Origin of the sequence: Nonomuraea sp. NPDC050547 (genome assembly GCF_044457345.1) — a bacterium.
Classification (GTDB): domain Bacteria; phylum Actinomycetota; class Actinomycetes; order Streptosporangiales; family Streptosporangiaceae; genus Nonomuraea.
The window spans coordinates 176,491-200,275 of the sequence record NZ_JBITGW010000009.1; the positions used below are offsets into that span (position 1 = coordinate 176,491).

Annotated in this window: 26 protein-coding genes; 18 read left to right on the forward strand and 8 right to left on the reverse strand. The window is 70.5% G+C overall.

All coding sequences use genetic code 11. The features are described 5' to 3' along the window. Positions 1 to 233 precede the first annotated feature (233 nt). The 4 genes from ACIBHY_RS23420 to ACIBHY_RS23435 all read right to left on the reverse strand — a co-directional run bounded on the left by ACIBHY_RS23420 (position 234) and on the right by ACIBHY_RS23435 (position 3,744). Positions 234 to 995, reverse strand: a complete 762-nt coding sequence (locus ACIBHY_RS23420; RefSeq protein WP_397307699.1) for an ABC transporter permease — start codon at positions 993 to 995, stop codon at positions 234 to 236. Then, positions 992 to 1,882: an ABC transporter ATP-binding protein gene (locus ACIBHY_RS23425; RefSeq protein WP_397247586.1), complete on the reverse strand. Its 891-nt coding sequence runs from the start codon at positions 1,880 to 1,882 to the stop codon at positions 992 to 994. The genes ACIBHY_RS23420 and ACIBHY_RS23425 overlap by 4 nt, the downstream gene beginning before the upstream one ends. Before the next feature lie 81 nt (positions 1,883 to 1,963). Then, entirely contained in the window at positions 1,964 to 2,617 is a 654-nt protein-coding gene (locus tag ACIBHY_RS23430) for a response regulator (RefSeq protein ID WP_397247588.1), read from the reverse strand. Beyond that, positions 2,614 to 3,744: a sensor histidine kinase gene (locus tag ACIBHY_RS23435; protein ID WP_397247590.1), complete on the reverse strand. Its 1,131-nt coding sequence runs from the start codon at positions 3,742 to 3,744 to the stop codon at positions 2,614 to 2,616. The genes ACIBHY_RS23430 and ACIBHY_RS23435 overlap by 4 nt, the downstream gene beginning before the upstream one ends. Positions 3,745 to 3,836: 92 nt before the next feature. On the opposite strand from ACIBHY_RS23435, the gene ACIBHY_RS23440 reads away from it, so the two are divergent. The 10 genes from ACIBHY_RS23440 to ACIBHY_RS23485 all read left to right on the forward strand — a co-directional run bounded on the left by ACIBHY_RS23440 (position 3,837) and on the right by ACIBHY_RS23485 (position 12,040). Further along, entirely contained in the window at positions 3,837 to 5,000 is a 1,164-nt protein-coding gene (locus ACIBHY_RS23440; RefSeq protein WP_397247592.1) for an acetoin utilization protein AcuC, read from the forward strand. 7 nt (positions 5,001 to 5,007) lie between these two features. Next, complete coding sequence (locus ACIBHY_RS23445; protein WP_397307700.1) at positions 5,008 to 5,790, forward strand: phosphatase; 783 nt, start codon at positions 5,008 to 5,010, stop codon at positions 5,788 to 5,790. A 312-nt stretch (positions 5,791 to 6,102) separates the two neighbouring features. After that, on the forward strand, positions 6,103 to 6,306 hold the full coding sequence (locus ACIBHY_RS23450) for a helix-turn-helix domain-containing protein (protein WP_026214222.1): 204 nt from the start codon (positions 6,103 to 6,105) through the stop codon (positions 6,304 to 6,306). A gap of 184 nt (positions 6,307 to 6,490) precedes the next feature. After that, a complete protein-coding gene (locus ACIBHY_RS23455; protein ID WP_018654693.1) occupies positions 6,491 to 6,589 on the forward strand; it encodes a 30S ribosomal protein bS22 in 99 nt (32 codons plus the stop codon). 22 nt (positions 6,590 to 6,611) lie between these two features. Beyond that, positions 6,612 to 7,613, forward strand: coding sequence for an NAD-dependent epimerase/dehydratase family protein (locus tag ACIBHY_RS23460; RefSeq protein WP_397307701.1), 1,002 nt, complete (start codon positions 6,612 to 6,614; stop codon positions 7,611 to 7,613). Beyond that, complete coding sequence (locus tag ACIBHY_RS23465; protein WP_397247598.1) at positions 7,610 to 8,443, forward strand: lysophospholipid acyltransferase family protein; 834 nt, start codon at positions 7,610 to 7,612, stop codon at positions 8,441 to 8,443. Before ACIBHY_RS23460 ends, ACIBHY_RS23465 begins: the two co-directional genes overlap by 4 nt. Positions 8,444 to 8,506: 63 nt before the next feature. Next, complete coding sequence (locus tag ACIBHY_RS23470; protein WP_397247600.1) at positions 8,507 to 9,301, forward strand: SDR family NAD(P)-dependent oxidoreductase; 795 nt, start codon at positions 8,507 to 8,509, stop codon at positions 9,299 to 9,301. 58 nt (positions 9,302 to 9,359) lie between these two features. After that, on the forward strand, positions 9,360 to 9,941 hold the full coding sequence (locus ACIBHY_RS23475; RefSeq protein WP_397247602.1) for an RNA polymerase sigma factor: 582 nt from the start codon (positions 9,360 to 9,362) through the stop codon (positions 9,939 to 9,941). A 2-nt stretch (positions 9,942 to 9,943) separates the two neighbouring features. Continuing rightward, positions 9,944 to 10,960, forward strand: coding sequence for an LCP family protein (locus ACIBHY_RS23480; protein ID WP_397307702.1), 1,017 nt, complete (start codon positions 9,944 to 9,946; stop codon positions 10,958 to 10,960). A gap of 33 nt (positions 10,961 to 10,993) precedes the next feature. Continuing rightward, positions 10,994 to 12,040: an alpha/beta fold hydrolase gene (locus ACIBHY_RS23485; protein WP_397307703.1), complete on the forward strand. Its 1,047-nt coding sequence runs from the start codon at positions 10,994 to 10,996 to the stop codon at positions 12,038 to 12,040. Here the strand turns inward: ACIBHY_RS23485 and ACIBHY_RS23490 are convergent. The 3 genes from ACIBHY_RS23490 to ACIBHY_RS23500 form a co-directional block, all read right to left on the reverse strand. Beyond that, on the reverse strand, positions 12,014 to 12,886 hold the full coding sequence (locus tag ACIBHY_RS23490) for an HAD family hydrolase (RefSeq protein WP_397247608.1): 873 nt from the start codon (positions 12,884 to 12,886) through the stop codon (positions 12,014 to 12,016). The genes ACIBHY_RS23485 and ACIBHY_RS23490 overlap by 27 nt on opposite strands. Before the next feature lie 10 nt (positions 12,887 to 12,896). Next, positions 12,897 to 13,589, reverse strand: coding sequence for a DUF5667 domain-containing protein (locus ACIBHY_RS23495; protein WP_397247610.1), 693 nt, complete (start codon positions 13,587 to 13,589; stop codon positions 12,897 to 12,899). 62 nt (positions 13,590 to 13,651) lie between these two features. After that, positions 13,652 to 14,290: a sigma-70 family RNA polymerase sigma factor gene (locus tag ACIBHY_RS23500; RefSeq protein ID WP_379611405.1), complete on the reverse strand. Its 639-nt coding sequence runs from the start codon at positions 14,288 to 14,290 to the stop codon at positions 13,652 to 13,654. A gap of 178 nt (positions 14,291 to 14,468) precedes the next feature. Here ACIBHY_RS23500 and ACIBHY_RS23505 point away from each other — a divergent pair, with 178 nt between their 5' ends. Continuing rightward, positions 14,469 to 15,917 carry an antibiotic biosynthesis monooxygenase gene (locus ACIBHY_RS23505; RefSeq protein ID WP_397247612.1) on the forward strand — a complete coding sequence of 483 codons (1,449 nt, stop codon included), beginning with the start codon at positions 14,469 to 14,471 and terminating at the stop codon, positions 15,915 to 15,917. Here the strand turns inward: ACIBHY_RS23505 and ACIBHY_RS23510 are convergent. After that, complete coding sequence (locus ACIBHY_RS23510) at positions 15,914 to 16,150, reverse strand: glutaredoxin family protein (RefSeq protein ID WP_397247614.1); 237 nt, start codon at positions 16,148 to 16,150, stop codon at positions 15,914 to 15,916. The genes ACIBHY_RS23505 and ACIBHY_RS23510 overlap by 4 nt on opposite strands. A 115-nt stretch (positions 16,151 to 16,265) precedes the next feature. Between ACIBHY_RS23510 and ACIBHY_RS23515 the strand changes: the two genes are divergently transcribed. From ACIBHY_RS23515 to hemL, 7 genes are all read left to right on the forward strand, one after another. Next, entirely contained in the window at positions 16,266 to 16,943 is a 678-nt protein-coding gene (locus ACIBHY_RS23515) for a redox-sensing transcriptional repressor Rex (RefSeq protein WP_379611408.1), read from the forward strand. Next, on the forward strand, positions 16,940 to 18,208 hold the full coding sequence (locus tag ACIBHY_RS23520) for a glutamyl-tRNA reductase (RefSeq protein WP_397307704.1): 1,269 nt from the start codon (positions 16,940 to 16,942) through the stop codon (positions 18,206 to 18,208). The genes ACIBHY_RS23515 and ACIBHY_RS23520 overlap by 4 nt, the downstream gene beginning before the upstream one ends. Continuing rightward, entirely contained in the window at positions 18,205 to 19,110 is a 906-nt protein-coding gene (gene hemC, locus ACIBHY_RS23525; protein WP_397307705.1) for a hydroxymethylbilane synthase, read from the forward strand. The genes ACIBHY_RS23520 and hemC overlap by 4 nt, the downstream gene beginning before the upstream one ends. Continuing rightward, positions 19,107 to 20,648: a uroporphyrinogen-III synthase gene (locus ACIBHY_RS23530; protein WP_397247620.1), complete on the forward strand. Its 1,542-nt coding sequence runs from the start codon at positions 19,107 to 19,109 to the stop codon at positions 20,646 to 20,648. The genes hemC and ACIBHY_RS23530 overlap by 4 nt, the downstream gene beginning before the upstream one ends. A gap of 12 nt (positions 20,649 to 20,660) precedes the next feature. Next, positions 20,661 to 21,644, forward strand: coding sequence for a porphobilinogen synthase (hemB, locus tag ACIBHY_RS23535; RefSeq protein ID WP_397247622.1), 984 nt, complete (start codon positions 20,661 to 20,663; stop codon positions 21,642 to 21,644). Positions 21,645 to 21,780: 136 nt separating this feature from the next. Next, positions 21,781 to 22,422, forward strand: coding sequence for a bifunctional DNA primase/polymerase (locus tag ACIBHY_RS23540; RefSeq protein ID WP_397247624.1), 642 nt, complete (start codon positions 21,781 to 21,783; stop codon positions 22,420 to 22,422). 33 nt (positions 22,423 to 22,455) lie between these two features. Further along, positions 22,456 to 23,745: a glutamate-1-semialdehyde 2,1-aminomutase gene (gene hemL, locus ACIBHY_RS23545; RefSeq protein WP_397307706.1), complete on the forward strand. Its 1,290-nt coding sequence runs from the start codon at positions 22,456 to 22,458 to the stop codon at positions 23,743 to 23,745. Positions 23,746 to 23,785: the final 40 nt, after the last annotated feature.

The window sequence follows — 23,785 nt, forward strand, 5'->3', positions numbered from 1 at the left end:
GGTAGGGCCGCCCGCTCGTGGGTGTTGCCGCACTGCTCTCCCGCCGTGGGCCGCCCGCTCGCTCCGCGTGCGCGGGCTCCGCGCGGGTAGCCCCGCTTGCTCGTCCGGGTCGCCCTGCCCCCGCAGAAGTTCGCGCCCGGTCACCCCCTCGGGTGTCCCACCGGCTTGCCCATGCGGGTCTATCGCCGGTTCGGGCTGTGGGCCGGCCGCCGGTTCGGGCCGCGGCGAAAGGGTTAGGCGTCGCGGCGGTGGAGGAGGGCGGTGCCGGCGATCAGGATGACGGCGATCCAGATCAGGTACACCGCGAAGCCGGTCCACGGGGGCAGGCCGGCGGCCCGGGGTTCGACCATGGTGAGCTGGAGGCCGGCGTTGGAGGTGAAGTGCTTGGTGACGATCTCCCCGAACTTCCCCGGCAGCACGGTCGTCAGCTGGGGCAGGACCAGGGTCAGGGTGATGACCGCGACGATGGCGCCGGGGGTGTGGCGGATCAGGGAGCCCAGGGCCAGGCCGAACAGGCCGCTGGCCGCCAGGTAGAGCCCGGCGCCGGTGACCGCGCGCAGCACCTCCGGGGCGGTGATCGAGGTGTCGAGGTCCTTGATGGACAGGATGCCCTGGCCGACGAAGAAGGCGGCGTAGGCGGTCACCAACCCCACGATCAGCGCGGCGATGGTGAAGACGACGGCCTTGCCGTACAGGAAGGTCAGGCGTTGAGGTACGGCCTGCAGCGACGTCCTGATCATCCCGGTGCGGTATTCGCCCGAGATGACCAGTACGCCCAGCGTCGCCATGGCGATCGCGCCGAACGGCAGGGCGGCCAGCGCGCCCATCACCGCCTGCGCCGGGGTGCCGGTGGCGTCGGCGGGGGCGTTGGAGACGGTGGCCCAGGAGATGAGGCCGCCGAGGCCGACCGTCATCACGAAGCCCGCGATGAGCGTCCACACCGTGGAGCGCAGCGAGCGCAGCTTGGTCCATTCGGAGCGCATCACGTCGATCATGAGGTGTACTCCAGGCTGTCCTTGGTCAGCTCCATGTAGGCCGCCTCCAGCGTGGGCTGGACGAAGGTGAGCTCCTCCAGCGGCAGCCCGGCGCGTGCGGTGAGCGTGCCGATCTCCAGGGGCTGCATCCCGGTCACCCGCAGGTGGTCGTGGTGGAGTTCGCCCGTGTTGAGCAGCTGGGCGACCTCGGCCAGGCGCGGCGAGCGTACCTTGACGAAGCCCTGGGAGCTGCGGCCGATGAAGTCGGTCACGCTGGTGTCGGCGATCAGCTCGCCCTTGCCGATCACGATGAGGTGGTCGGCCGTCTGGGCCATCTCGCTCATCAGGTGGCTGGAGACGAAGACCGTGCGGCCTTCCGCGGCCAGCTTGCGCATGAAGGTACGGATCCACAGGATGCCGTCCGGGTCGAGCCCGTTGACCGGTTCGTCGAACAGCAGGATCTCCGGGTCGCCGAGCAGCGCGGCGGCGATGCCGAGCCGCTGGGACATGCCCAGCGAGAACCCGCCGATCCGCCGCTTGGCCACCTGGCTGAGACCGACGCTCTCCAGGACCTGCTCGACCCGCGAGGCGGGCAGGCCGTTGCTCTGGGCGATGGCCAGCAGGTGGTTGCGCGCGCTGCGCCCGCCGTGCACGGCCTTGGCGTCGAGGAGCGCGCCGATCTTGCGGAGCGGGTGCTTGAGCTTCTGGTACGGCAGGCCGTCCACCACCACGGAGCCCCCACTGGGACGGTCGAGCCCGAGGATCATGCGCATCGTCGTCGACTTGCCCGCCCCGTTGGGGCCGAGGAAGCCGGTCACCTGGCCGGGCTCCACGGTGAACGACAGGCCGGAGACCGCGGTGGTCTGCCCATAGCGTTTGGTCAGGCCCGTGGCCTTGATGGAGGTCATGGTTTCAAGGGTGCCGGGGAGATCGGCTGGGGGCTTCCTGCCGGAGGACCGTTCGTCTCGGCGGGAGGTAGGAGCCTGCTCCTACTCCCCGGGGCTGACCAGGCCCGCCTCATAGGCGAGGATGACGGCCTGTGCCCGGTCGCGTACCCCCGTCTTGCCGAACAGGCTCGTCACGTGGTTCTTGATCGTGGACGGCGAGACGCCGAGCCGGTCGGCGATCTCGGAGTTGGAGCTGCCCTTGGCGATGAGCACGAGCACCTCGCGTTCGCGGTCGGTCAGCTCGGGCAGCGCGGCGGGCGTCCGGCGGGGGCGGGCGGCGCGGACGAACGTGCCGATCAGCCGGGTGAGCAGCCGGGGCGCGACGGCGGACTCGCCGCGGTGGACGACGCGTACCCCCTCGACGAGCTCCTCGGGCGAGATGTCCTTGGGCAGGAAGCCGCCGGCGCCGGCGCGGAGGGCGGCCACGACGTTCTCGTCGAGGTCGAAGGTGCTGAGCGCGAGGACCCTCGTCTCCGGGAGCTCGGCGGAGATCAGCCCGGTGGCGGTCACGCCGTCCATGACGGGCATGTGCAGGTCCATAAGCACGACGTCGGGCTTGAGCTCGCGGGTACGCGTGAGCGCCTCCTGGCCGTCGCCCGCCTCGGCGACGACCTCGATGTCGGGCTGGGCGTTCAGCATGAGCTTGAAGCCCGTGCGCACGAGCGCCTGGTCGTCGACCAGCAACACCCTGATCATGCGTTCTCCAGCGGCAGCAGCGCGTACACCCGGAACCCGCCTCGCGCGCGGGGCCCCGTCTCCAGACGACCGCCACACAGTGCCACACGTTCGGCCATGCCGCCCAATCCGTACCCGGACCCGCCGCCCGCGGTCCTGACCGGCGAGCCGTCGTCGAGCACCTCCACCTCGACGCCCTGGCTGAGGTAGGCGAGCCGCACGCCGGCCCGCGAGCCGGGGGCGTGCTTGCGGGAGTTGGTGAGCGCCTCCTGGACGACCCGGTAGACCGCGTGGTCGACGGCGGTGGGCAGCGGCACCGGCTCGCCGTCCACGCGCAGCGAGGCGTTGCCCGACTGTTCGACCAGCTCCGGCAGGCGGGAGGCGCCCACGCCGGTGGCGGCGTCCGGGCCGTCGGTGGTGTCGGCCCGCAGGACCTGCAGCAGCTGGCGCATCTCCGACAGCGCCTGGCGGGCGCTGTGCTCGGCGGCCTCCAGCGCCTCGCGGGCCGGGGTCGGCTCGGGCGGCAGCACCGTGCGGGCGCCGCCGACGAGCGCGTTGATCACGCTCAGGTGGTGGGCGACGACGTCGTGGAGCTCGCGGGCGATACGGCGCCGTTCGCCGTGGATCGCCTCGTCGCGCATCTCTCGCTGCCTGCGCTCCTTCAGCTCGCGGCGCAGCCGTACGAACTGGCCCAGGCCCAGCCCCAGGAACGGGCCGGCGAAGCCGCTGATGACCGGCGCGACGGCGGAGCCGACAAAGGCGGGGTCGTACTCGGTGATCATGGCGGTGATCGTGTAGGCCGCGCTCGCGGCCAGCCCGGTGAGCAGGACGGTCCGGCCGGCGCGATGGCGCCCCACGGTGTAGAGCGCGATCAGCGACGTGATCCCGAGGAAGGCGCCGGATTCGATGAGGACCGGGACGGCCGCGTCCAGCCCGAGCACGATCGCGGCCACGGTGAGGGGGTAGCGCCGCCGCCAGATCAGCGGCAGGGAGCTGACCAGCAGCAGCATCGGCGCGACCCGGTCGACCTGCGGGATCGAGTGCGACACCGCCACCGCGAACAGGCTGCCGATCACGAGCGGGGCGGCCAGTGCGGCGTCCTGGACCCACGGGTTGCGCACGAAGCGGTGCAGCCGGGGGAAGCGCATGCCGCGGAGGATACCTCGCGATTTCCGGATCATGACGATGGGCGGTGGCGTGCGCCTGCGGTAACGTCGGCGCAAGGCTAGGAGGGAGACTCATGTCTGGTGCGGCGAGGGTGATCTGGGACGATGCCCTGACCTCCTACGACTTCGGCCCTGATCATCCGCTGGCTCCCGTCAGGGTCGAGCTGACGATGGCGCTCGCCCGCGACCTGGGCGTGCTGGAGCGGGTCGAGCTCGCGGGCTGCGCCCCGGCCACCGACGACGAACTGGCGCTGGTGCACAAGCGCGGCTACATCGAGGCGGTCAAGCGCGTCTCGGTCGCGGGTATGCCCGACGTGTCCGCCGGGCTGGGCACCTCGGACAACCCGGCCTTCGCGGGGGTGCACGAGGCCTCCGCGCTGATCGCCGGCGCCACCCTGGCCGCCGCCCGCGCGGTCTTCGACGGTACGGCGGAGCACGCGCTCAACGTCGCCGGCGGCCTGCACCACGCCATGGCGGCCACGGCCAGCGGCTTCTGCGTCTACAACGACCCGGCGGTAGCCATCGCCTGGCTGCTGTCCAAGGGCGTCACGAAGATCGCCTACGTCGACGTGGACGTGCATCACGGCGACGGCGTGCAGGCGATGTTCTACGACGACCCGCGGGTCCTGACGATCAGCCTGCACGAGAGCCCCCGCACGTTGTTTCCCGGCACCGGCTGGCCGGAGGAGACCGGCGCGGAGGGCAGCGCGGTGAACGTGGCGCTGCCGGCCGGCTGCGGCGACGCGGGCTGGCTGCGCGCCTTCGAGGCGGTGGTGCCGCCGCTGCTGCGCGAGTTCCGGCCGGAGGTCCTGGTGACCCAGCACGGCTGCGACAGCCACGCCCTGGACCCGCTGGCCAACCTGATGCTCAGCCTGGACGGCCAGCGCGCGGCGTACGAGGCCCTGCACCGGCTGGCGCACGAGACGGCGGGCGGCAAGTGGATCGCGACCGGCGGCGGCGGCTACGAACTGGTCCAGGTGGTGCCCCGCGCCTGGACGCACCTCATGGCCGAGGCGTCGGGCAGCCCGGTGGACCCGGCCACCAGAACACCCGAGTCCTGGCAGCGTTTCGTCCGCGAGCGCACCGGTGAGACACCTCCGCTGACCATGACGGACGGCCGGAGCCCGGAATTTCGTGACCTTTCCGGTGGTTATGATCCTGCGGATCCCATCGACCGTGCGATCATGGCGACGCGTAACGCGGTGTTCCCTCTGCACGGCATCGACCCGCTGCCCTAGGAGAGCTGTGCAGACCCGCGACGAACTCCGCGAGCACCTGGTTCGCACGCGCATCGCCGGCGACGTCGCGACCCCTCGCGAGAACAACCTCGACCACTACAGCTCCCTCGCCAACCGCGACCCGCACTACACGCTGGGCCTGACCGTCTCGCAGCCGTGGTCCTACCGCGACATCCTGGAGCTCATGGCCAAGTCCGCGGGCGTGGTGGCCGACGTCAAGCACCGTTCCGGGCAGGACACCATCGATCCCGAGCGGACGATCGACGCCCTGGACGCCATGGCCGACCGGATCGCCGCCGCGCTGTCGCGGCCCTCGCCCCGGCTGCTGTTCGCCACGGGGCATCCGACGGGGCTGCTGGCCGTACACCTGCCGCTGGCGCGGTTCGCGGCCGAGCGCGGCGCGCGGCTGCTGACGCCCGCCGAGGGCTGGACCTACTGGGGCCAGGGTTTCGGCCGCAAGCGCAAGATCCGCTATCTGCAGGACGTCGCGATGCTCGACGACCGCGGCGGATTCGTGCACAGCCACGACCCCGCGCCGATGGTCGCGATGATCGAGGAGATGGGCGAGGAGCGCCCTGACCTGGTCGTCGCCGACCACGGATGGGCCGGCGCCGCGGGCGAGGCGGGCATCCCGACCGTGGGCTTCGCCGACAGCAACGACCCCGCGCTGTTCGTGGGCGAGGCCGAGGGCAAGATCGATGTGGTCGTCCCGCTCGATGACAACGTGCTTCCGCGCTATTACACACCGTTGACGGACCATCTGGTCACACGGGTCTCACGAGCCCTTTGAGTCGAATTCGGTCATCCCCATACCGTCTTTTCGCGCCTGCATTCCAAGAGGCTCGTCGTCCCTTTGCCAACTTTTGATGGGCCTGGGGCGACTCTTATGTGTACGAAGTTGGACAGTTCCAACGTCCTGGCGAGGTGCTCTGCCCGGCTGCTGGCCAGCGACTTTGCTGGTTTGGCTGACAGGTGGCTCCGCGAGCTGAGAAAATAGGGGGTTTGCGCACTCGGAGTCCCGACTTACGCTGACGGCAGTACACGTGCGTGAGCAATGGCACCAGTGGGGATAACCCGGAAACACGTGCGGAAGAGGCGTCCGATGGGTGCAGGCGAAAGACCTCTCAGCGAGGTGAAGTTCCTGACGGTGGCAGAAGTGGCCACGGTCATGCGAGTGTCCAAGATGACGGTGTACCGGCTGGTGCACTCGGGCGAACTGCCGGCCATTCGCGTCGGCCGCTCGTTCAGGGTGCCTGAGCAGGCGGTACACGACTATCTGCGAGAGGCCTACATCGAGGCCGGATGAGAGTTGGAGTAGCGGCGCGTTCGTACTCTCGCCGTGAATACACGCCGTGGGACATGGCCCGGTCGCACGAACGCGGCCGGGCGCCCACCCCCGAGGGGCGATCTACCACCGATCGCCGGTAGTCTGTGAGCCGGCGTGCGCTCGCACGTCGATTCAGACTTGCTATCAGTTAACTGGGGGTCCCGTGGGCTCTGTGATCAAGAAGCGCCGCAAGCGGATGGCCAAGAAGAAGCACCGCAAGCTGCTCAAGAAGACGCGCATCCAGCGGCGTAACAAGAAGTAGTAGACGCTGTTGTGAGGCGCTGATGACCCGCACCGTGCTCGTCACCGGGGTCTCGCGCCACATCGGCGCCCGGGTGGCGAGCGTCCTGGCGGCCGACCCGGACATCAGCCGCGTCATCGGAGTCGACACCGTACCGCCCTTGTCGCCGACGCTTCCCTCGCTGACGCGAGACGGCGGCGGTTCCCTCGGCCGGACGGAGTTCGTCCGGGTGGATCTGCGCAGCCCCGACATCGCCCAGGTGATCGCGGCCGCGGACATCGACACCGTTGTGCACATGAGCCTGGTCAGCGCTCCCTCGCGGAGCACGGGCCGGGCACTGATGAAAGAGCACAACGTCATCGGCACCATGCAACTGCTCGGTGCCTGCCAGCGGTCGGCGACCGTGCGCCGCGTGGTGGTCCGTTCCACCACCGCGGTCTACGGCTCGTCGCCGAAGGATCCGGCGGTCTTCGACGAGGACGTGGAGCCGCACGACGGCCCCGGCCACGGCTATGCCAAGGACGCGGCCGAGGTCGAGGGCTACGTGCGCGGGTTCGCCCGCCGGCGTCCCGACGTGACCGTCTCCATGCTGCGCTTCGCCAACTTCATGGGTCCCGGCGTCGACTCGCCGGTCACCCGCTATTTCGCCCAGCCGGTCCTGCCGACGGTGTTCGGCTTCGACCCTCGCCTGCAGTTCGTCCATGAGGACGACGCGGTCGAGGTGCTGCGGCGGATGGCCACGGAAGACCACCCCGGCACGTACAACGTGGCCGGGGCGGGCGTGCTGCTGCTCTCGCAGTGCGTACGCCGTGCCGGCCGGCTCTCGTTGCCGCTGTTCTCACCCGCCTTCCGCGTCATGGGCGAGATGGCCAGGCGCGCCGGGCTGGTCGAGTTCTCACCCGAGCAACTCCGGCTGATGAGCCACGGCAGGGCCGTCGACCCCGCCAAGCTCGCCGCCGAGCTCGGCTGGAGGCCCAAGTTCACCACCGCGGCGGCCTTCGACGACTTTCTCCGCTCGCGCGGGCTTGGAGCCATGCTGACATGAGCGAGCCCGATCGGCTGGCGGAGATCCTGGCCTTCGTGCGCAGGCGACTCAACGGCGAGTACGAGGTCGACGAGTTCGGCTACGACCCCGAGCTGACCGACAAGGTCCTGCTCGAACTCCTGCGGCCGATCTACCACCGCTGGTTCCGGGTGGAGACCGTCGGCGTCAAGAACGTTCCCGAGGACGGCGGCGCCCTCGTCGTGGCCAACCACTCCGGCACGCTGCCCGTCGACGCGCTCATGACCCAGGTCGCGCTGCACGACGAGGCCGGGCGGGCGCTGCGGCTGCTCGGCGCCGACCTCGTCTACCAGCTCCCGGTGCTCGGCCACCTGTCGCGCAAGTCCGGCCACACGCTGGCCTGCCGCGAGGACGCCGACCGCATGCTGCGCAAGGGCGAGCTGGTCGGGGTCTTCCCCGAGGGCTACAAGGGCCTCGGCAAACCGTACGCCGACCGGTACAAGCTTCAGCGCTTCGGCAGGGGCGGCTTCGTCGCCTCCGCGATCCGGGCCGGGGTGCCGATCGTGCCCACCGCGATCGTGGGCGCCGAGGAGATCTATCCCAAGCTCGGTGACATGAAGACGCTGGCCAGGGCGCTTGGCCTGCCGTACCTGCCGGTCACCCCGCTCTTCCCGTGGCTGGGGCCGCTGGGGCTGCTGCCGCTGCCGTCCAAGTGGATGATCGAGTTCGGCGAGCCCATCCGCACCGACGAGTACGAGCCGGGCGCGGCCGACGACCCGATGCTCGTGTTCAACCTCACCGACCACGTGCGCGAGGTCATCCAGCAGATGCTCAACGAGCTGCGGCTGAGAAGAGGCCACGCCTTCGTCTGAGAAGGCTGCAACCGATCCGGCCCGGCGGGTGTTCACGAGGCGTCATCCAAGAAAGGAACCCTCGTGGACCTGCAGCTTTCCGGCCGTGTGGCCGTTGTCACCGGTGCTTCCAAGGGCATCGGCCTGGCCGTCGCCCGCACGCTTGCCGAGGAGGGCGCCCACGTCGTGGCGGCCTCGCGCACCCGTACCTCCGAGCTTCCGCCCGAGATCGTGCACGTGCCCGTGGACCTCATGGACCCGCAGGCGCCCGCGCACGTGATCGCCACCGCCGCCGAGCGGTTCGGCGGGCTCGACATCCTGGTCAACAACGCCGGAGGGCCGCCGCCCGGCGTGACCCTGCCGCGCTTCGGCTTCCTCACGCCCGGGGACGACGACTGGCGGGCGATGTTCGAGTTCAACCTGTACTCGGCGGTGCGGGCGATGCGCGCGGCCGTACCTCTGATGCTGGAGCGCGGCGGCGGCTCGATCGTCAACGTCTCCTCGGGTGGCGCGCGGCAGCCCGCGCCGATGAACGTCGACTACAACGCCGCCAAGGCGGCGCTGAACTCGGTGGGCAAGGCCCTGTCCGAGGAGTACGGCCCGCAGGGCATCCGGGTCAACACGGTCTCGCCCGGCCCGACCCTGACCGCCTGGTGGACCAAGGAGGGCGGCGCGGCCGAGGTCCTGGCCTCGATGACCGGCGGCGACACCGCGACCGTGATCGAGCGGGCCGCGCCTGAGATGATGCGGCTGGCCACCGGACGCCTGGTGGAGCCGCAGGAGATCGCCGACGCCGTCGCGCTGCTGGTCTCGCCGCGCTCCGCGAGCACGACCGGCGCCGACTTCGTGATCGACGGAGGCTTCCTCAAGGAGCTGTGAACCGGATGGGCGGGTTGCGGCAAGACATCCCTGACTGGTTCCTCACAGAAGGGCGGAGATGATCACGCAACCCGCCACCAGGGCCGCTGACGCAGAGCTCGTCAGCGCGTCCTGGACCGACCCGGAGGCGTTCGCCGAACTGTTCGACCGCTATTCCGGCATGCTCTACCGGTACGTCGTGAAGCGGCTGGGCCCCGAGCCCGCCGAGGACCTGGTGGGCGAGACGTTTCTGGTGGCCTTCTCCCGCAGGAGGACCTACGACACGGGCTACTCCGACGCCCGGCCCTGGTTGTTCGGAATCCTGACCAAGCTCATCTCGCGCCATCACCGCGGTGAGGCGGCCCGCTACCGCGCCATGCGACGGGCGCCGCTCGACGGTGACGTGGAGTCCCCGGCCGACCGCGTGGCGGCCGGGGTCACCGCGCGGGCCGCCAGGCCGGAACTGGCCGCGGCCCTGGCCAAACTGCCCGCCAAGGACCGCGACGTCCTTCTGCTCATCGCGTGGGGCGATCTGACCTACGACGAGGTCGCACGGGCGCTCGACATCCCGATCGGCACCGTGCGCTCCCGCCTCAACAGGGGCAGGCGGAAGGTACGCGCGGCCCTCGGCGACACCAACCCGATGATCGAGGAGGAGTGACGATGGACGATCTGAAGTTGCTCCGTGACTTCGGCAGGAAGCTGGAGCAGGAGCCGCCGGTCACGCTGGTCCGCCAGCGCCGCCGGTACATGGAGACGGCGCCCAGGCGGCGCGTCCGTACCGGCTGGATGATGATGGGCGCGGTGGTCGTGGCGACGGCGGTGGCCGTGGCGGTGCCCACGCTGCTGCTGGGCAACCGGGATCGGGCGTTGCCGGTGGGGTCGGGGAACCGGCCGGTGAACGTTTCCGGCGTCCAGAACATCCTGCTCATCGGCTCCGACACCCGCCAGGGCGAGGGCAACGAGGAGTACGGGCCGCGGGAGGCGCGAACGGGGTCCAGGGCGCGGGCCGACACGATCGCGCTCGTGCACCTGCCCGCCGACCGGGGCGAGCCGATGGTGGTGAGCATTCCGCGCGACTCGATGGTGCAGCTCCCCGCGTGCGGCGGCTCTCCCGCGCGCCAGGGCATGATCAACGGTGCCTACACCACGGGCGGCGTCGGCTGCCTGGTCAAGACACTGGAGAAGCTGACCAAGGTCCGCGTGGACCGCTACGTGGAAGTGGACTTCTCGGGCTTCAAGAAGGTCGTTGACGCCCTCGGCGGCGTCGAGGTGACGCTCAGGCAGCCCGTCAACGACCCGAAGTCGAAGCTGACACTGCCCAGCGGGAAGAGCATGCTCGACGGCGAACAGGCGCTCGGCTACTTCCGGCTGCGCAACCACGACGACGGCTCCGACAACATGCGCATCATGCGCCAGCAGAGCCTGCTCTACGCGATGCTGGCGAAGGCGAAGACCGAGCTGGTCGCCAACCCGCCCAGGTTCCGCGAGTTCCTGGCCGCGGCGACGGCGGCCGTCAAGTCGGACCTCGACGTCGAGGAGATGTACCAGCTCGCCGTCGATCTGCGCCAGAGCAAGCCGATGTTCCTGACCGTCCCCTGGGCGCCCGACCCCGACGACCCCAACCGCCTGGCCTGGAAGCAGCCCGAGGCCAAGAAGCTCTTCGAGAAGCTCCGATAGTCTTATTAGACGAAAAGTCCTATAGTGGCGGGCATGCGGTACAAGGTGCTCGTGACCGGGCTGCTCCTCGGCTTCGCCGTGGGACTCGTCGCCCGGAAGAGGTCCAGCGAGACGCTCGGCGGCCGGCACGGCCGCCGGCTGCCCGTCGAGACGGACGACGGCGCCGTCATCGACGTCGACGTCAGGGAGTCCGGCACGCCCGCCTACGCCGTGGTCTTCTCCCACGGCTGGGTGCTCAACCGGCACAGCTGGCACTACCAGCGGGAGGCGCTGAGCGGAGGAGCTCGGGGGGAGAGAGCGACGAAGGAGCCAACGAGCCCCGAAGCGGCCGCGACCGTGAACACGCCCGATGAGGCCATGCTGGTCGGATACGACCAGCGCGGGCACGGGGCCTCCACGGCCGGCCCGGCGGGACCCTGCTCGATAGAACGGCTCGCCGCCGACCTGGAGGCCGTGATCGACGCGGTGGTCCCGCCGGGCCTGCCGATCGTCCTGGCCGGCCACTCCATGGGCGGCATGACCATCATGGGTCTGGCCGCCCGCCGGCCCGAACTGTTCGGCGACCGGGTCGTCGCCGTGGCGCTCATCAGCACCTCGTCGGGAAGGCTGGCGGAGGGGCTCGCCGGCAGAACCGCCCCCGTCCTGCTGAACCGGCTGAAGGCCAGGGCGGCGCTCATCGACGCCAGCCCGGCGCTCCTGCGTGCCGGGACCAACTGGCCGGTCACCCGGCTGGCCGCCTTCGGGCCCAAGGCGCGCGCCCACCACGTGCGCTTCGTCAACAGGATGGTCGCCGCGACCCCCACCGAGGTCATGGTCGGCTACTTCCACGCCATCCTGGCGCACGACAAGCTCGCCGCCCTCCAGGCTCTGAGCCGGGTCGAGACGCTGGTCATGGTGGGCGAGCGCGACCGGCTCACCACGCCCGCGCACGCCCGCAGGATCGCGAGCGCGCTGCCGGACGCCACGCTGGTGGTCGCGCCCGGCGCCGGTCACATGCTGGGACTGGAACGTCCGGAACTGGTCAACGCCGCGCTGAAGGCGCTGATCCGGCGCTCACTTGGACCGGTAGTGGCGGCGTAGCGCGATCCCGGCCGCGATGCCGCCCGCGACGGCGCCCAGGCCCGCCGCTATCGGCAGCGCGGCCATCGTGGCCTTCCTGCCCGTGCGGAAGTCCTTGATCGGCCAGCCGTGCTTCCTGGCGTGATCGCGCAGCTCGGAGTCGGGGTTGATGGCCACCGCATGCCCGACCAGCGACAGCAGCGGCAGGTCGTTGGCCGAGTCGCTGTAGGCGGTGCAGCGGGTCAGGTCGAGCCCTTCCCTGCGGGCCAGCGCGCGCACCGCCTCCGCCTTGGCGGGGCCGTGCAGCAGGTCGCCCACCAGGTGGCCGGTGTAGACGCCGTCGCGGGTCTCGGAGACCGTGCCGAGCGCGCCGGTGAGGCCGAGGCGCTGGGCGATCACGTGGGCCAGCTCGACCGGGGTGGCGGTCACCAGCCAGACCCGCTGGCCGGTGTCCAGGTGCGACTGTGCCAGCGCCCTGGTGCCCGCCCAGATGCGGTCGGCCATGACCTCGTCGTAGATCTCCTCGCCGAGCCGTACGACGTCGTCGACCTTGCTGCCGGCGACGAAGGCCAGCGCGGTCTCGCGGGCGACCGCGATGTGCTCGGGGTTCTCGTTGCCGCGCAGCCGGAACGCGGCCTGCCCGACCGCGAACTTCAGCAGGTCGGAGGTGGTGAACAGGCCACGCGTGGCCAGGCCTCTGGCGAAGTGGTAGATCGAGGCGCCGCGCATCATCGTGTTGTCCACGTCGAAGAACGCGGCGGCCTCTGGGTCGGGGTCGGCAGGTTGGGTCACGACCGCCGCCGCGGCGGCGACCTCGCCGGCGACCTGGGCTTCCGTCTCGTGTCGTCGTCGAAGTAGCCGCCTCATGGACAGCAGCTTACCTAGGCACCGCAAGGCCTTCGATGTAGTGCAAATACGTATTCGCCTGGTCCTGCTCGGGGCCGTTGAGCTGCTCCAGCATGGGTTCGACCATGTCGCGCTGGTCCTGGGCGAAACTGTTGAGCTTGGGGGAGCGCGGCTCGACCCGCTCCATCCGCTTGATGGCGGATTTCGTGGATTCGGCCATGTCACTCAGAGTAGCCGAGACGAGGGGCCCGTCACCGGAGCCGCCGAGCAGCACGGCCACCTCGGCGGCGCGTTCCTTGGCCGAGACCATCTCGCGCTCGGCCCGCTCCCTGTCGTCGGTGCTGAGCCGTACGAGCGTGTGCTCAGCGGCCCGCTTGAGCGGGTAGAGCGTGTCGCCGGGCACCGACTGGTAGGTGAAGAAGGCCGACACCATCATGCCCGCGGCCAGGCCGAGCGTGGCGAGCTGCGACGGCCACGACAACCGCACCCTCCTGGTACGCCTGGCGTGCCGGGCCCTGCCAGGCGGCGCCTGGGGCTCGGGCACGGCCGGGGCGGCGGCATCGGCGTCGGCCGAGATCAGCCGCGTTCTCAGCCGCTCGCGGAAGTCGCCGTCCGGCCCGCCGCCCTGAGGCACCGTGCGCAGCTCGTCCAGATGGCCGAGAAGCCGTTCGTGCGACCCTCGCGTGGCTCCGAACGGCCATCGGCTAGGTCGCGCCCTACCCATGACTGCTCCCTGTGGCCCCCGTCCGGTGTGACACCTGCCTAACGAGGCGCCGCGGGCGGAGGTTACGCGAGGTCGTGCTTGAGAGCCCTGGCCAGCGCCCGGATCGCACGGAACTGCAGGGCTTTGATCGCTCCACTCTTCTTCCCCATGATCAACGCGGTCTCCGCGAGAGACAGGCCGTGCAGGAAGCGCAGGACCACGCACTCCTGCTGCTCGGGATTGAGGTCTCGGACGGCGCGCAGGACGCGGTCGTTGATGATGGCCGTGACCACCGCGTTCTCCGGGATGTAAGCCCCGTCGAGCGGTACGTCGAGCACCTCGCCGGTAGTGATCTCCAGGCGGTAGCGCCCGGATTTGAAGTGGTCGGTGACGAGGTTGCGGGCGATCGTCACCAGCCAGGCGCCGAAGTCGCGGCCCTGCCAGGTGAAGTCGGCCACGCGACGGAGGGCACGTAAGAATGTCTCTGAGGTGAGGTCCTCGGCCAGGGGGTGAGAGCCCACGCGGAAGTAGATGTAGCGGTAGACAAGATCGACGTAGCGGTCGTAGAGCGTGCCAAAGGCTTCCGTGTCGCCGGTCTTCGCCCGCAACACCAGCGTACGCACGTCATCTGGGATCTCTTCGCGCACGGCAAGCTCGCTCGACCGGGTGTTGCCAGCGACCGCTGGCGACAGAAGCCCGGCGAACGGCCACGAGTCAGGCATCCGGTGTCCCTAGGGGTAAGGGCTGCGGCGTGCTCGAACACTCTAGAAATCAACCGGAAATTCCACAATCCGCTTCAGGGTGGCGTCACTAGCCGTAATCGGCGGATACGGTGTGGACCGACCCGTTCCCTCTTCGGCTACCGGCTGGGAGGCATCGTCCGGCAGCATTGGAGTCACCATGGAGATCCTTGTTGCTGTCATCGCGTTCGCGGGCGCGCTCCTCGCCGCGATCGCAACCGGTGCCCTGATCCGTAGTCTTCGCGAGGAGCGCGAAGGGTGGCTCATCGCCTGGACGGTCGCCACGGCGATGCTCTGCGTCGCGCTGGGTGCGATCGGCACGGGTTACCTTATCGGCTTCGGCGAGGGAACGTTCAGGATCTACCAACTGGCCGGATCCTTGATCGCCCCGCTGTGGATGGCGATCGGCCTCATCCAGTTGCTGGCGGAGAAGACGCCGCCGAAGTTCCTCGCCTGGCTGTTCGGGATCGCGTTCACGATCGTCAGCTCGGTGGTGATCGTCTTCGACCCCGTGCTCAAGGCCACGGAGATGGCCAAGGCGCTGCCACCCGGCTCGTCCCACTGGAGCCTGATCGCCAGCTCCGTCCTGGTCGGCGCGCACGTGATCGCCGCGCTCATCCTGCTCGGCTGTGTGGTGATCGCCGCCCTGCGCTGGCGCAACGGCGACGACTACGACACCGACAACCTGCACGCCGCCGCCGTCATCGCGCCCTCGGCCCTGGCCCTGATCGGCGCGGTGCGCTTCGCCGTGCCCGGCGTCTTCACCACCGCGCTGCTCGTGGTGGCCGCCGCGGCGATCTGGTACGCCGTGCTGCGCCCGCTCGCGCCGTACGAGGACGAGGAGGACGACATCAAGAGCGAGAGCTGGGAACCCGCCTCGACGGGCCGCAGAGCCGTGCCTGAGCGCACGCCCGCCCGCATGGAGGCGCAGGCGCCGCTGGAGCCCCAGCGGCCCAGGCCCTCGGGCCTGAGCGACCTCGTCGCCGAGTACCGCGCGGGCGACCAGGACGTGGGCTTCGGCGCCCGCATGGAACCGGGCCCGGCGACCGGCCACATCAACCCGATGAACCCGATGAACCCGGCGCCCGCGATGGACCCGGGCCCCTCGACCGGCTACATCATGAACGGCGGCCAGGAGCAGGCGCTCGGCCGTCACAGCGGCGGCCCGCCCCCGCCTCAGCAGCCGGACACCTACAACATGCCGAACACCGGCGTCGTCTACCCGGGCGCCGAGGTCTTCCAGCCCAGCGCGCCCCAGCCGGCCGTCGGCGGACGCCCCTCGCCCAGCATCTACGGCCTGCTGACCGTGTTCACGCTGATGGACGGATCCGGCGACATGTTCGACCGCCTGGCCGACCAGACCGTCGAGGCCGTGCGCCGCGGCGAGCCGGACACGCTCGTCTACGCCTGCCACGCGGTGAAGTCCGCGCCCCTGCAGCGCATCGTCTACGAGCTCTACCGCGACGAGGTGGCCTTCCAGGACCACCAGCGCCAGCCCCACGTCGAGCGCTTCGTCAACGAACGCCAGGCGATGGTCCTGGCCACCAACATCATCGAGCTCAACGTCAACGCCGCCAAGGTCGTCCCGCTGCCGACGGCGCTCTTCTAACCTCCCAGGGCCGCCCGCAGGCGCTCCTCCGACACGCGCCAGAAGTCGTGCTGCACTCCGTCCACGAGCGTGACCGGAATCATGTCGTTGTACTTTTCCCGGAGCTCAGCGGAGCCGTCGATGTCCACTTCGGTCCACCTGATCCCCAGCTCAGCCGCGACTTTCGCGATGACGGCGCGGGCGTCGTCGCACAGGTGGCAGCCCTGCCGGCCGTACAGAGTGATCTCGTGCATGGGGTCCACGGTAGTGGCGACTTTGTGCGTCGGTTCACAAAGGGATTAACCTGAAAGGCGGTTCGATTCCCATGACGCGGCCGAGAGGCCGCCCGTTCCCCTGGAGCTCCGGCACGTGAAGAGCCCGTCCCAGCCCCGTGACCGAGGCATACCCGAGGCGACGGTCGCACGGCTCCCGCTGTATCTGCGGGCGCTGAACGGGATGGCCGAGCGCGGGATCGCCACGGTCTCGTCTGAGGACCTGGCGGCCGCCGCCGGCGTCAATTCGGCCAAGCTCCGCAAGGATCTGTCGCATCTGGGGTCGTACGGCACGCGCGGGGTGGGTTACGACGTTGAGTATCTCGTGTACCAGATCTCGCGGGAGCTGGGCCTGACCCAGGACTGGGCCGTCGCCATCGTCGGCGTCGGCAACCTCGGCCGTGCCCTCGCGAACTACGGCGGTTTCGTGTCCCGGGGGTTCCGGATCGCCGCCCTGCTCGACGCCGACCCCGAAATCGTGGGCGACGACATCGCGGGGTTGAATGTTGAACACATCGACGAACTGGAAGCCGTGATCGGGCGGCGCGGGGTCTCCATCGTGGTCCTCGCGACACCCGCGGCGGCAGCTCAGGAAGTGTGCGACCGAGTGGTGACCGCGGGCGTGACCAGCATCCTGAACTTTGCTCCTGTCGTACTTTCTGTGCCGGACAGCGTCGATGTCCGTAAGGTTGACCTATCAATCGAACTGCAGATCCTTGCGTTCCATGAGCAACGCAAAGCTGGGGGGCCACTCATGGCCGTGGACAGTCAATGAGTGTTCTGACGATCGGGCTCAGCCACCGGACGGCTCCGGTGGCCATGCTCGAACGTGTCTCGGTGTCGGGGGACACTCTCTCCAAACTCATCTACGACGTGCAGCAGGACGTCTGCGTCGCCGAAGCGATGGTGGTCTCGACCTGCAACCGGGTCGAGGTCTACGCCGCCGTGGACCGTTTCCACGCGGCCGTCACGGCGATCAGCAGGCTGCTGAGCGTCCATTCCGGCGTGCCCGTCGACGAGCTCACGCCACACCTGTACGTCCACTATGAGGACCGCGCGGTCGAGCACCTGTTCTCGGTGGTGTCCGGCCTCGACTCGATGGTCGTCGGCGAGGGGCAGATCCTCGGCCAGATGCGCGGGGCGCTCAAGCTCGCCCAGAAGCACGGCACCGTCGGCGCCACGCTGAACGAGCTCGTCCAGCAGGCGCTGCGCGTGGGCAAGCGGGCCCACGCCGACACCGACATCGACCAGGCGGGCGCGTCCCTGGTCTCGGCGGGCCTCGCCTTCGTCGGGCCGCTGGAGGGCAAGCGGGTGCTGATCGTCGGCGCCGGCTCGATGAGCGCGCTGGCCGCCGCCACGCTCTCCCGCGCGGGCGCCGGCGAGATCGTGGTGGCCAACCGCACCTTCGAGCGAGGCGTACGGCTCGCCGAGCGCGTGGGCGGCCGGGCGGTGCCGCTGCGCGAGGTTCCCCGGGAACTCGCCGCGGTCGACCTTGTGATCACGTGCACCGGCGGAGGGTCGCACGTGGTCACCCCGGCCATGCTCGCCGGCCGGCCCGCCGGAGAGGTGTTCCTGCTCGACCTGGCGCTGCCCCACGACGTGGACCCGGCGGTGCGCGAACTGCCCGGCGTCACGCTGGTGGACCTGGAGACCATCCAGGAGTCGGGCATCGGCTCGCGGGAGGGCGACGCCGTACAGACGGTGCGCGCGCTCGTCGCCGACGAGCTGACGGCCTTCCTGAACGCCGAGCGCGCGGCCAGGGTCACCCCGACCGTGGTGGCGCTGCGCAGCAAGGCCGCCGACGTCGTCGAGGCCGAGCTCGGCCGCCTGCTCATGCGTCTGCCCGAACTCGACGACAAGGCGCGCGGCGAAGTGACGCAGACCGTGCAGCGCGTGGTGGACAAACTCCTTCATGAGCCCACTGTGCGTGTCAAACAGCTCGCCACCTCCCCAGGGGGGGATCATTATGCGGAAGCTCTGCGCGAGCTGTTCGACCTGGATCCGAAGATGCCCGAGGCCGTGAGGGAGGTGGAGCTGTGACCCTGAAGCTGGGGACGCGAAGGAGCCTGCTGGCGACCACGCAGTCGCAGATGGTCGCCGACGGCTACACCCGCGCGACCGGCCGGGCGATCGAGATGGTCGGCATCACGACCTTCGGCGACGTGACCAAGGCGCACCTGGCGCAGCTCGGCGGCACCGGCGTGTTCGTCAGCGCGCTGCGCGACAAGCTGGTCGACGGCGAGATCGACTTCGCCGTCCACTCGCTCAAGGACCTGCCGACCAAGCGGGACGAGCGCTTCACGCTGGCAGCCCTGCCCGCCCGCCACGACCACCGCGACGCGCTGGTCGGCGCGCACAAGCTGGCCGACCTGCCGCCCGGCGCCAGGGTCGGCACCGGCTCGCCGCGCCGGGTCGCGATGCTGCGGGCGCTCCGGCCCGACCTGGAGTACGTCCCGATCCGCGGCAACGCCGACACCCGGATCGGCAAGGTAACCTCGGGCGAGCTCGACGCCGTCGTACTCGCCTCGGCGGGTCTGACCAGGATCGGGCGCGACACGGAGATCGCCCAGATCTTCGAGGTCGAGGAGATGCTGCCCGCGCCCGGCCAGGGCGCGCTGGCGGTGGAGTGCCTCGCCGGCCGCGCCGACCTGATCGCCTTCCTTGGTGTGCTCGACGACCCGCGGACCCGCTCCGCGGTCGCGGCCGAGCGCGCCGTTCTGTCCGCTCTCGAGGCAGGGTGCTCCGCTCCGGTGGGTGCCTTCGCCGCCGATGACGGGCAGACTCTGAACCTGACCGCCGCCGTCGTCTCGCTCGACGGCCAGGCTGCGGTCCGCAAGTCCGCCGCCGGCCCGTCCTCGGACGCCGATCGCCTGGGCCGCCTTCTGGCGGCCGAGATGCTCGCCGAGGGGGCCGACAGATTGATGGGGGAGCATTCCCATTGAGCGCCGATAGTCCCACCTCCGGTTTCGTGGCGTTCGTGGGTGCGGGTCCAGGTGACCCGAACCTGCTGACGTTGCGTGGTGCCGAGCTGCTAGGCAAGGCCGACGCGGTGGTCCTCGACGAGGACCTGTTCGGCCCGCTGCTCAAGCACTGCCGCGAGGGCGTCGAAGTGGTCGAGGGCGACTACCTCAAGCGTGCCGGTGACGGCGGGCTGGTGGTACGCCTGTGCGAGGGCGACCCGATGCTGTTCTCCTCGATCACCGAGGAGGTCGCCGCCTGCACCGCCGCCGGGGTGGACTTCGAGATCGTGCCTGGTGTGCCGCCCGCGACCGCGGTGCTCACCTACGCGGGCATCCCGCCGGCGGACGATGTGCCCGAGTTCCGTGTGGTCGACGCCGCACAGGATCAGGACTGGGCCTCGCACGCCGCCTGCCCCGGCACACTGGTGATCTACAACGGCATCGGCGACGCCGTGGCCATCGGCAAGGCGCTCATCTCGGGCGGCAAGCCCGACAGCACGCCGGTCGCGGTCAGCAGCAGCGGCACCACGACCGAGCAGTTCACCGTGGCGACCACGCTGGGCAGGTTGCAGCCCGACCTCAAGCACGCCGGGTTCACCGAGCCCGCGCTGATCGTCGTGGGCGAGGCCGTCGGGCTGCGCGACAAGCTCTCGTGGTTCGAGACCAAGCCGCTGTTCGGCTGGCGGGTCCTGGTGCCGCGTACCAAGGAGCAGTCCAAGGCGCTGTCGGAGCAGTTGCTCTCCTACGGCGCGGTGCCCGACGAGGTGCCGACCATCTCGGTCGAGCCGCCCCGTACGCCGCAGCAGATGGACCGGGCCATCAAGGGCCTGGTCACCGGCCGCTACGAGTGGGTCGCCTTCACCAGCTCCAACGCCGTCAAGGCGGTGCGCGAGAAGTTCGAGGAGTACGGGCTCGACGCGCGGGCCTTCGCCGGGCTCAAGGTGGCCGCGGTGGGCGAGGCGACCGCGAGGGCGCTGGTCGAGTTCGGCGTCAAGCCGGACCTGCTGCCCTCGGGCGAGCAGTCGTCGGAGGGCCTGGTCGCCGAGTGGCCGCCCTACGACTCGATGCTCGACCCGATCAACCGGGTGCTGCTGCCCAGGGCCGACATCTCCACCGACACGCTCGTGGCCGGGCTGACCGAGCTGGGCTGGGAGTGCGACGACGTCACGGCGTACCGGACCGTGCGGGCGGCGCCGCCGCCCGCGCCGATCCGCGAGGCGATCAAGGGCGGCGGGTTCGACGCGGTGCTGTTCACCTCGTCCTCGACCGTGCGCAACCTGGTCGGCATCGCCGGCAAGCCGCACAACGTCACCGTCATCGCGGTCATCGGCCCGCAGACGGCCAAAACGGCCGAGGAGTTCGGCCTGCGTGTGGATGTCATGGCGGACAGGCCATCGGCCTCCGCGCTGGCCGCCGCCCTCGCCGAGTACGGTGCTAAGCAGAGGCAGGCGGCGATCGCCGCGGGTGACACCCCGCGTAAGCCCTCGCAGAACCGCCGTGGGGCACGCCGCCGCAAATAGGAGTTTCGTCACATGAGTGCTGAGTTCCCCGCCGCACGTCCGCGGCGGCTTCGCCGTACCCCTGTCATGAGACGGATGGTCGCGGGCACGCGTCTGCACCCGTCGCAGCTGATCCTGCCGGCCTTCCTCAAGGAGGGCCTCGCCGAGCCGAGTCCCGTGGCCTCGATGCCCGGCGTCTACCAACACACCCGCGAGTCGCTGCGCAAGGCCGCCCACGAGGCGGCGGAGGCGGGCGTGGGCGGGCTGATCCTGTTCGGCATCCCGGCGGTGAAGGACGCCCGCGGCTCGGCGGCCGACGACCCCGACGGGATTCTCCAGCAGGCACTGCGCGAGGTGAACGCCGAGGTCGGTGATGCGATCGTGGTGATGGCCGACACCTGCCTGGACGAGTTCACCGACCACGGGCACTGCGGATTGCTGACTCCCGACGGCGAGGTGGACAACGACGCCACGCTGGAGCGCTACGCCTCGATGGCGGTGGCGCAGGCCGAGGCCGGCTCCCAGATGATCGCCCCGAGCGGGATGATGGACGGCCAGGTCGGCGTGATCCGCGCCGCCCTGGACGGGGCGGGCTTCTCCCACCTGCCGATCATGGCCTACACGGCCAAGTACGCCTCGGCGTTCTTCGGCCCCTTCCGCGACGCCGCCGAGTGCGCGCCACAGTTCGGCGACCGCGCCTCCCACCAGCAGGACCCCGCGGGGCCGCTGGAGGAGGCGATGCGTGAGGTACGTCTGGACCTCGCGGAAGGCGCCGACGTGGTCATGGTCAAGCCGGCGATGTCCTACCTCGACGTCATCCGCCAGTTCCGCGACAACGTGGACGTGCCGGTGGCGGCCTACCAGGTCAGCGGCGAGTACGCGATGATCGAGGCGGCCGCGGCCAACGGCTGGATCGACCGCGAGCGGATGATCATGGAGTCGCTGATCGGGATCCGGCGCGCCGGAGCCGACCTGATCCTCACCTACTGGGCCACCGAGGTGGCTCGGCGTCTCTAGGTGGGGGTTTCCCGCTCACCCCTGCGACCTGTGCGTTAGAGTGCGATAACAAGTGCTGGTGTGTCCCAGGTGGCGCGTTGGAGCCCCGGGGTCAGGGACCTCCTCAGGCGCGCGGGATTTTCGAACGGGAGTCACCATGGTCGGGGTACCACTCGCTCGGCGTACGCGGAAGCGGGCCGCGAAACTCACGCGCCCGACCAGAATCGACGCGGTGCTGGGCTATGCCGCTCTCGGGTGGCCCAGCGCGCCGGGGGCGCATCCGCTGCGGCACGGGCCGCGCGCCTGCTCCTGTGACCGCCTCGGCTGTCCCGACCCCGGCGCGCATCCGCTCTCCCCGGCCTGGCACCTCCAGGCCACGACCGACGCCACCCAGCTCACCCGGTGGTGGCAGCACGAGCCGGACGCCAACGTGATTCTCCCCACGGGACGCGTCTTCGATGTCTTCGACGTACCCCTGGCGGCCGGCCTCGCCGCGCTCACGCGCCTCGACGAAGCCGGCTCCCACTCAGGCCCGGTCGCCGCCAACGGCGACCGGGTTCTGTTTTACGTGGCCACGCGCGGCAACCCGGACGACGAGGACGAGTGGTGGTCCTGCCAGCTCGACTGCGACCCCGCGACCATCGACGACAACCCGGGGCTGCGCTGGCACTGCCGCGACAGCTACGTCCTCGCGCCGCCGTCCACGCTGCCCACCGGCCAGCCCGTCTCCTGGCTGCGCCCGCCGGACGGCCGCCCGCTGCCCGACCCGCTGCGCGTTCTGGAGCAGCTCACCGACTGACCGGGCTCGGGGGTCGGCCTCTACCCTGTAGGGGTGAGCCGCACTGACAAGTCTGAGAGCCTGTTCGACCGCGCCAGGACCATCGTGCCGGGAGGCGTGAACTCGCCCGTGCGCGCCTTCGGCGCCGTCGGCGGCACGCCGCGCTTCATGGCCGACGGCCAGGGCCCCTACATCACCGACGTCGACGGCAACCGCTACGTCGACCTGGTCTGCTCCTGGGGGCCGATGATCCTGGGCCACCGTCATCCCGCCGTCGTCGAGGCCGTCTCCGCGGCGCTTTCCCACGGCATGTCGTACGGCACCGCCACCCCGGGCGAGGTCGAACTCGCCGAGGAACTGGTCTCCCGGGTGGCGCCCGTGGAGAAGATCAGGCTGGTCAGCTCCGGCACCGAGGCCACCATGAGCGCGGTGCGCCTGGCCCGCGGCTTCACCGGCCGTTCCAAGGTGGTGAAGTTCGCCGGCTGCTACCACGGCCACGTGGACGCCCTGCTGGCCTCGGCCGGCTCCGGCGTGGTGACGTTCGGGCTGCCCGACACCCCCGGCGTGACCGGCGCGTCCGCGGCCGACACGATCGTGCTGCCGTACAACTCCCGCGCGGCGGTCGAGGAGGCCTTCGCCGCCGCCGAGATCGCGTGTGTGATCACCGAGGCGTGCCCGGCGAACATGGGCGTGGTGCCGCCATCGCCCGGCTTCAACGCGTTCCTGAAGGAGATCTGCGCCCGCAACGGCGCGCTGCTGATCGTCGACGAGGTGCTCACGGGCTTCCGCGTCTCCCGCTCCGGCTGGTACGGCCTGGACCCGGTCGACGCCGACCTGATGACCTTCGGCAAGGTGATGGGCGGCGGCCTGCCGGCGGCGGCCTTCGGCGGGCGGGCCGACGTGATGGCCAACCTGGCGCCCGAGGGCCCCGTCTACCAGGCGGGCACGCTGTCGGGCAATCCGCTGGCCTGCGCCGCGGGCCTGGCCACGCTGCGCAACCTCGACGAGGACGCCTACGCCCGCGTGGACGCCGCGGCCGCCACGGTCGCCCAGGCGGCCTCCGAGGCGCTGTCGGCCGAGGGCGTGCCGCACCGGCTGCAGGCGGCGGGCAGTCTGTTCTCGATCTTCTTCACCGACCGCGAGGTGAGCGACTTCGACGGGGCCAGGAGCCAGAACACCGCCGCGTTCACCGCCTTCTTCCACGCCATGCTCGATCGGGGCGTCTATCTGCCGCCGTCGGCGTACGAGGCGTGGTTCCTGTCGGCGTCGCACGACGACGAGGCCCTGAACCGCATCGGCGACGCCCTGCCCGCCGCCGCCAAGGCCGCCGCCGCGGTGGCCTGACCCGGCCGGATATTCGCAGGCGGCGAGCCGGCGTGTCGGG

What these genes read in the sequence shown, in the direction of transcription:
- ACIBHY_RS23490 (WP_397247608.1), bottom strand. Translation starts at nt 12,886, where the DNA reads ATGAGGCGGCTACTTCGACGACGACACGAGACGGAAGCCCAGGTCGCC.
- ACIBHY_RS23430 (WP_397247588.1), bottom strand. Translation starts at nt 2,617, where the DNA reads ATGATCAGGGTGTTGCTGGTCGACGACCAGGCGCTCGTGCGCACGGGC.
- ACIBHY_RS23420 (WP_397307699.1), bottom strand. Translation starts at nt 995, where the DNA reads ATGATCGACGTGATGCGCTCCGAATGGACCAAGCTGCGCTCGCTGCGC.
- ACIBHY_RS23465 (WP_397247598.1), top strand. Translation starts at nt 7,610, where the DNA reads ATGAGCGAGCCCGATCGGCTGGCGGAGATCCTGGCCTTCGTGCGCAGG.
- ACIBHY_RS23425 (WP_397247586.1), bottom strand. Translation starts at nt 1,882, where the DNA reads ATGACCTCCATCAAGGCCACGGGCCTGACCAAACGCTATGGGCAGACC.
- ACIBHY_RS23540 (WP_397247624.1), top strand. Translation starts at nt 21,781, where the DNA reads ATGGTCGGGGTACCACTCGCTCGGCGTACGCGGAAGCGGGCCGCGAAA.
- ACIBHY_RS23440 (WP_397247592.1), top strand. Translation starts at nt 3,837, where the DNA reads ATGTCTGGTGCGGCGAGGGTGATCTGGGACGATGCCCTGACCTCCTAC.
- hemB (WP_397247622.1), top strand. Translation starts at nt 20,661, where the DNA reads ATGAGTGCTGAGTTCCCCGCCGCACGTCCGCGGCGGCTTCGCCGTACC.
- ACIBHY_RS23475 (WP_397247602.1), top strand. Translation starts at nt 9,360, where the DNA reads ATGATCACGCAACCCGCCACCAGGGCCGCTGACGCAGAGCTCGTCAGC.
- ACIBHY_RS23460 (WP_397307701.1), top strand. Translation starts at nt 6,612, where the DNA reads ATGACCCGCACCGTGCTCGTCACCGGGGTCTCGCGCCACATCGGCGCC.
- ACIBHY_RS23435 (WP_397247590.1), bottom strand. Translation starts at nt 3,744, where the DNA reads ATGCGCTTCCCCCGGCTGCACCGCTTCGTGCGCAACCCGTGGGTCCAG.
- ACIBHY_RS23495 (WP_397247610.1), bottom strand. Translation starts at nt 13,589, where the DNA reads ATGGGTAGGGCGCGACCTAGCCGATGGCCGTTCGGAGCCACGCGAGGG.
- ACIBHY_RS23505 (WP_397247612.1), top strand. Translation starts at nt 14,469, where the DNA reads ATGGAGATCCTTGTTGCTGTCATCGCGTTCGCGGGCGCGCTCCTCGCC.
- ACIBHY_RS23500 (WP_379611405.1), bottom strand. Translation starts at nt 14,290, where the DNA reads ATGCCTGACTCGTGGCCGTTCGCCGGGCTTCTGTCGCCAGCGGTCGCT.
- ACIBHY_RS23485 (WP_397307703.1), top strand. Translation starts at nt 10,994, where the DNA reads ATGCGGTACAAGGTGCTCGTGACCGGGCTGCTCCTCGGCTTCGCCGTG.
- ACIBHY_RS23510 (WP_397247614.1), bottom strand. Translation starts at nt 16,150, where the DNA reads ATGCACGAGATCACTCTGTACGGCCGGCAGGGCTGCCACCTGTGCGAC.
- ACIBHY_RS23520 (WP_397307704.1), top strand. Translation starts at nt 16,940, where the DNA reads ATGAGTGTTCTGACGATCGGGCTCAGCCACCGGACGGCTCCGGTGGCC.
- ACIBHY_RS23450 (WP_026214222.1), top strand. Translation starts at nt 6,103, where the DNA reads ATGGGTGCAGGCGAAAGACCTCTCAGCGAGGTGAAGTTCCTGACGGTG.
- ACIBHY_RS23480 (WP_397307702.1), top strand. Translation starts at nt 9,944, where the DNA reads ATGGACGATCTGAAGTTGCTCCGTGACTTCGGCAGGAAGCTGGAGCAG.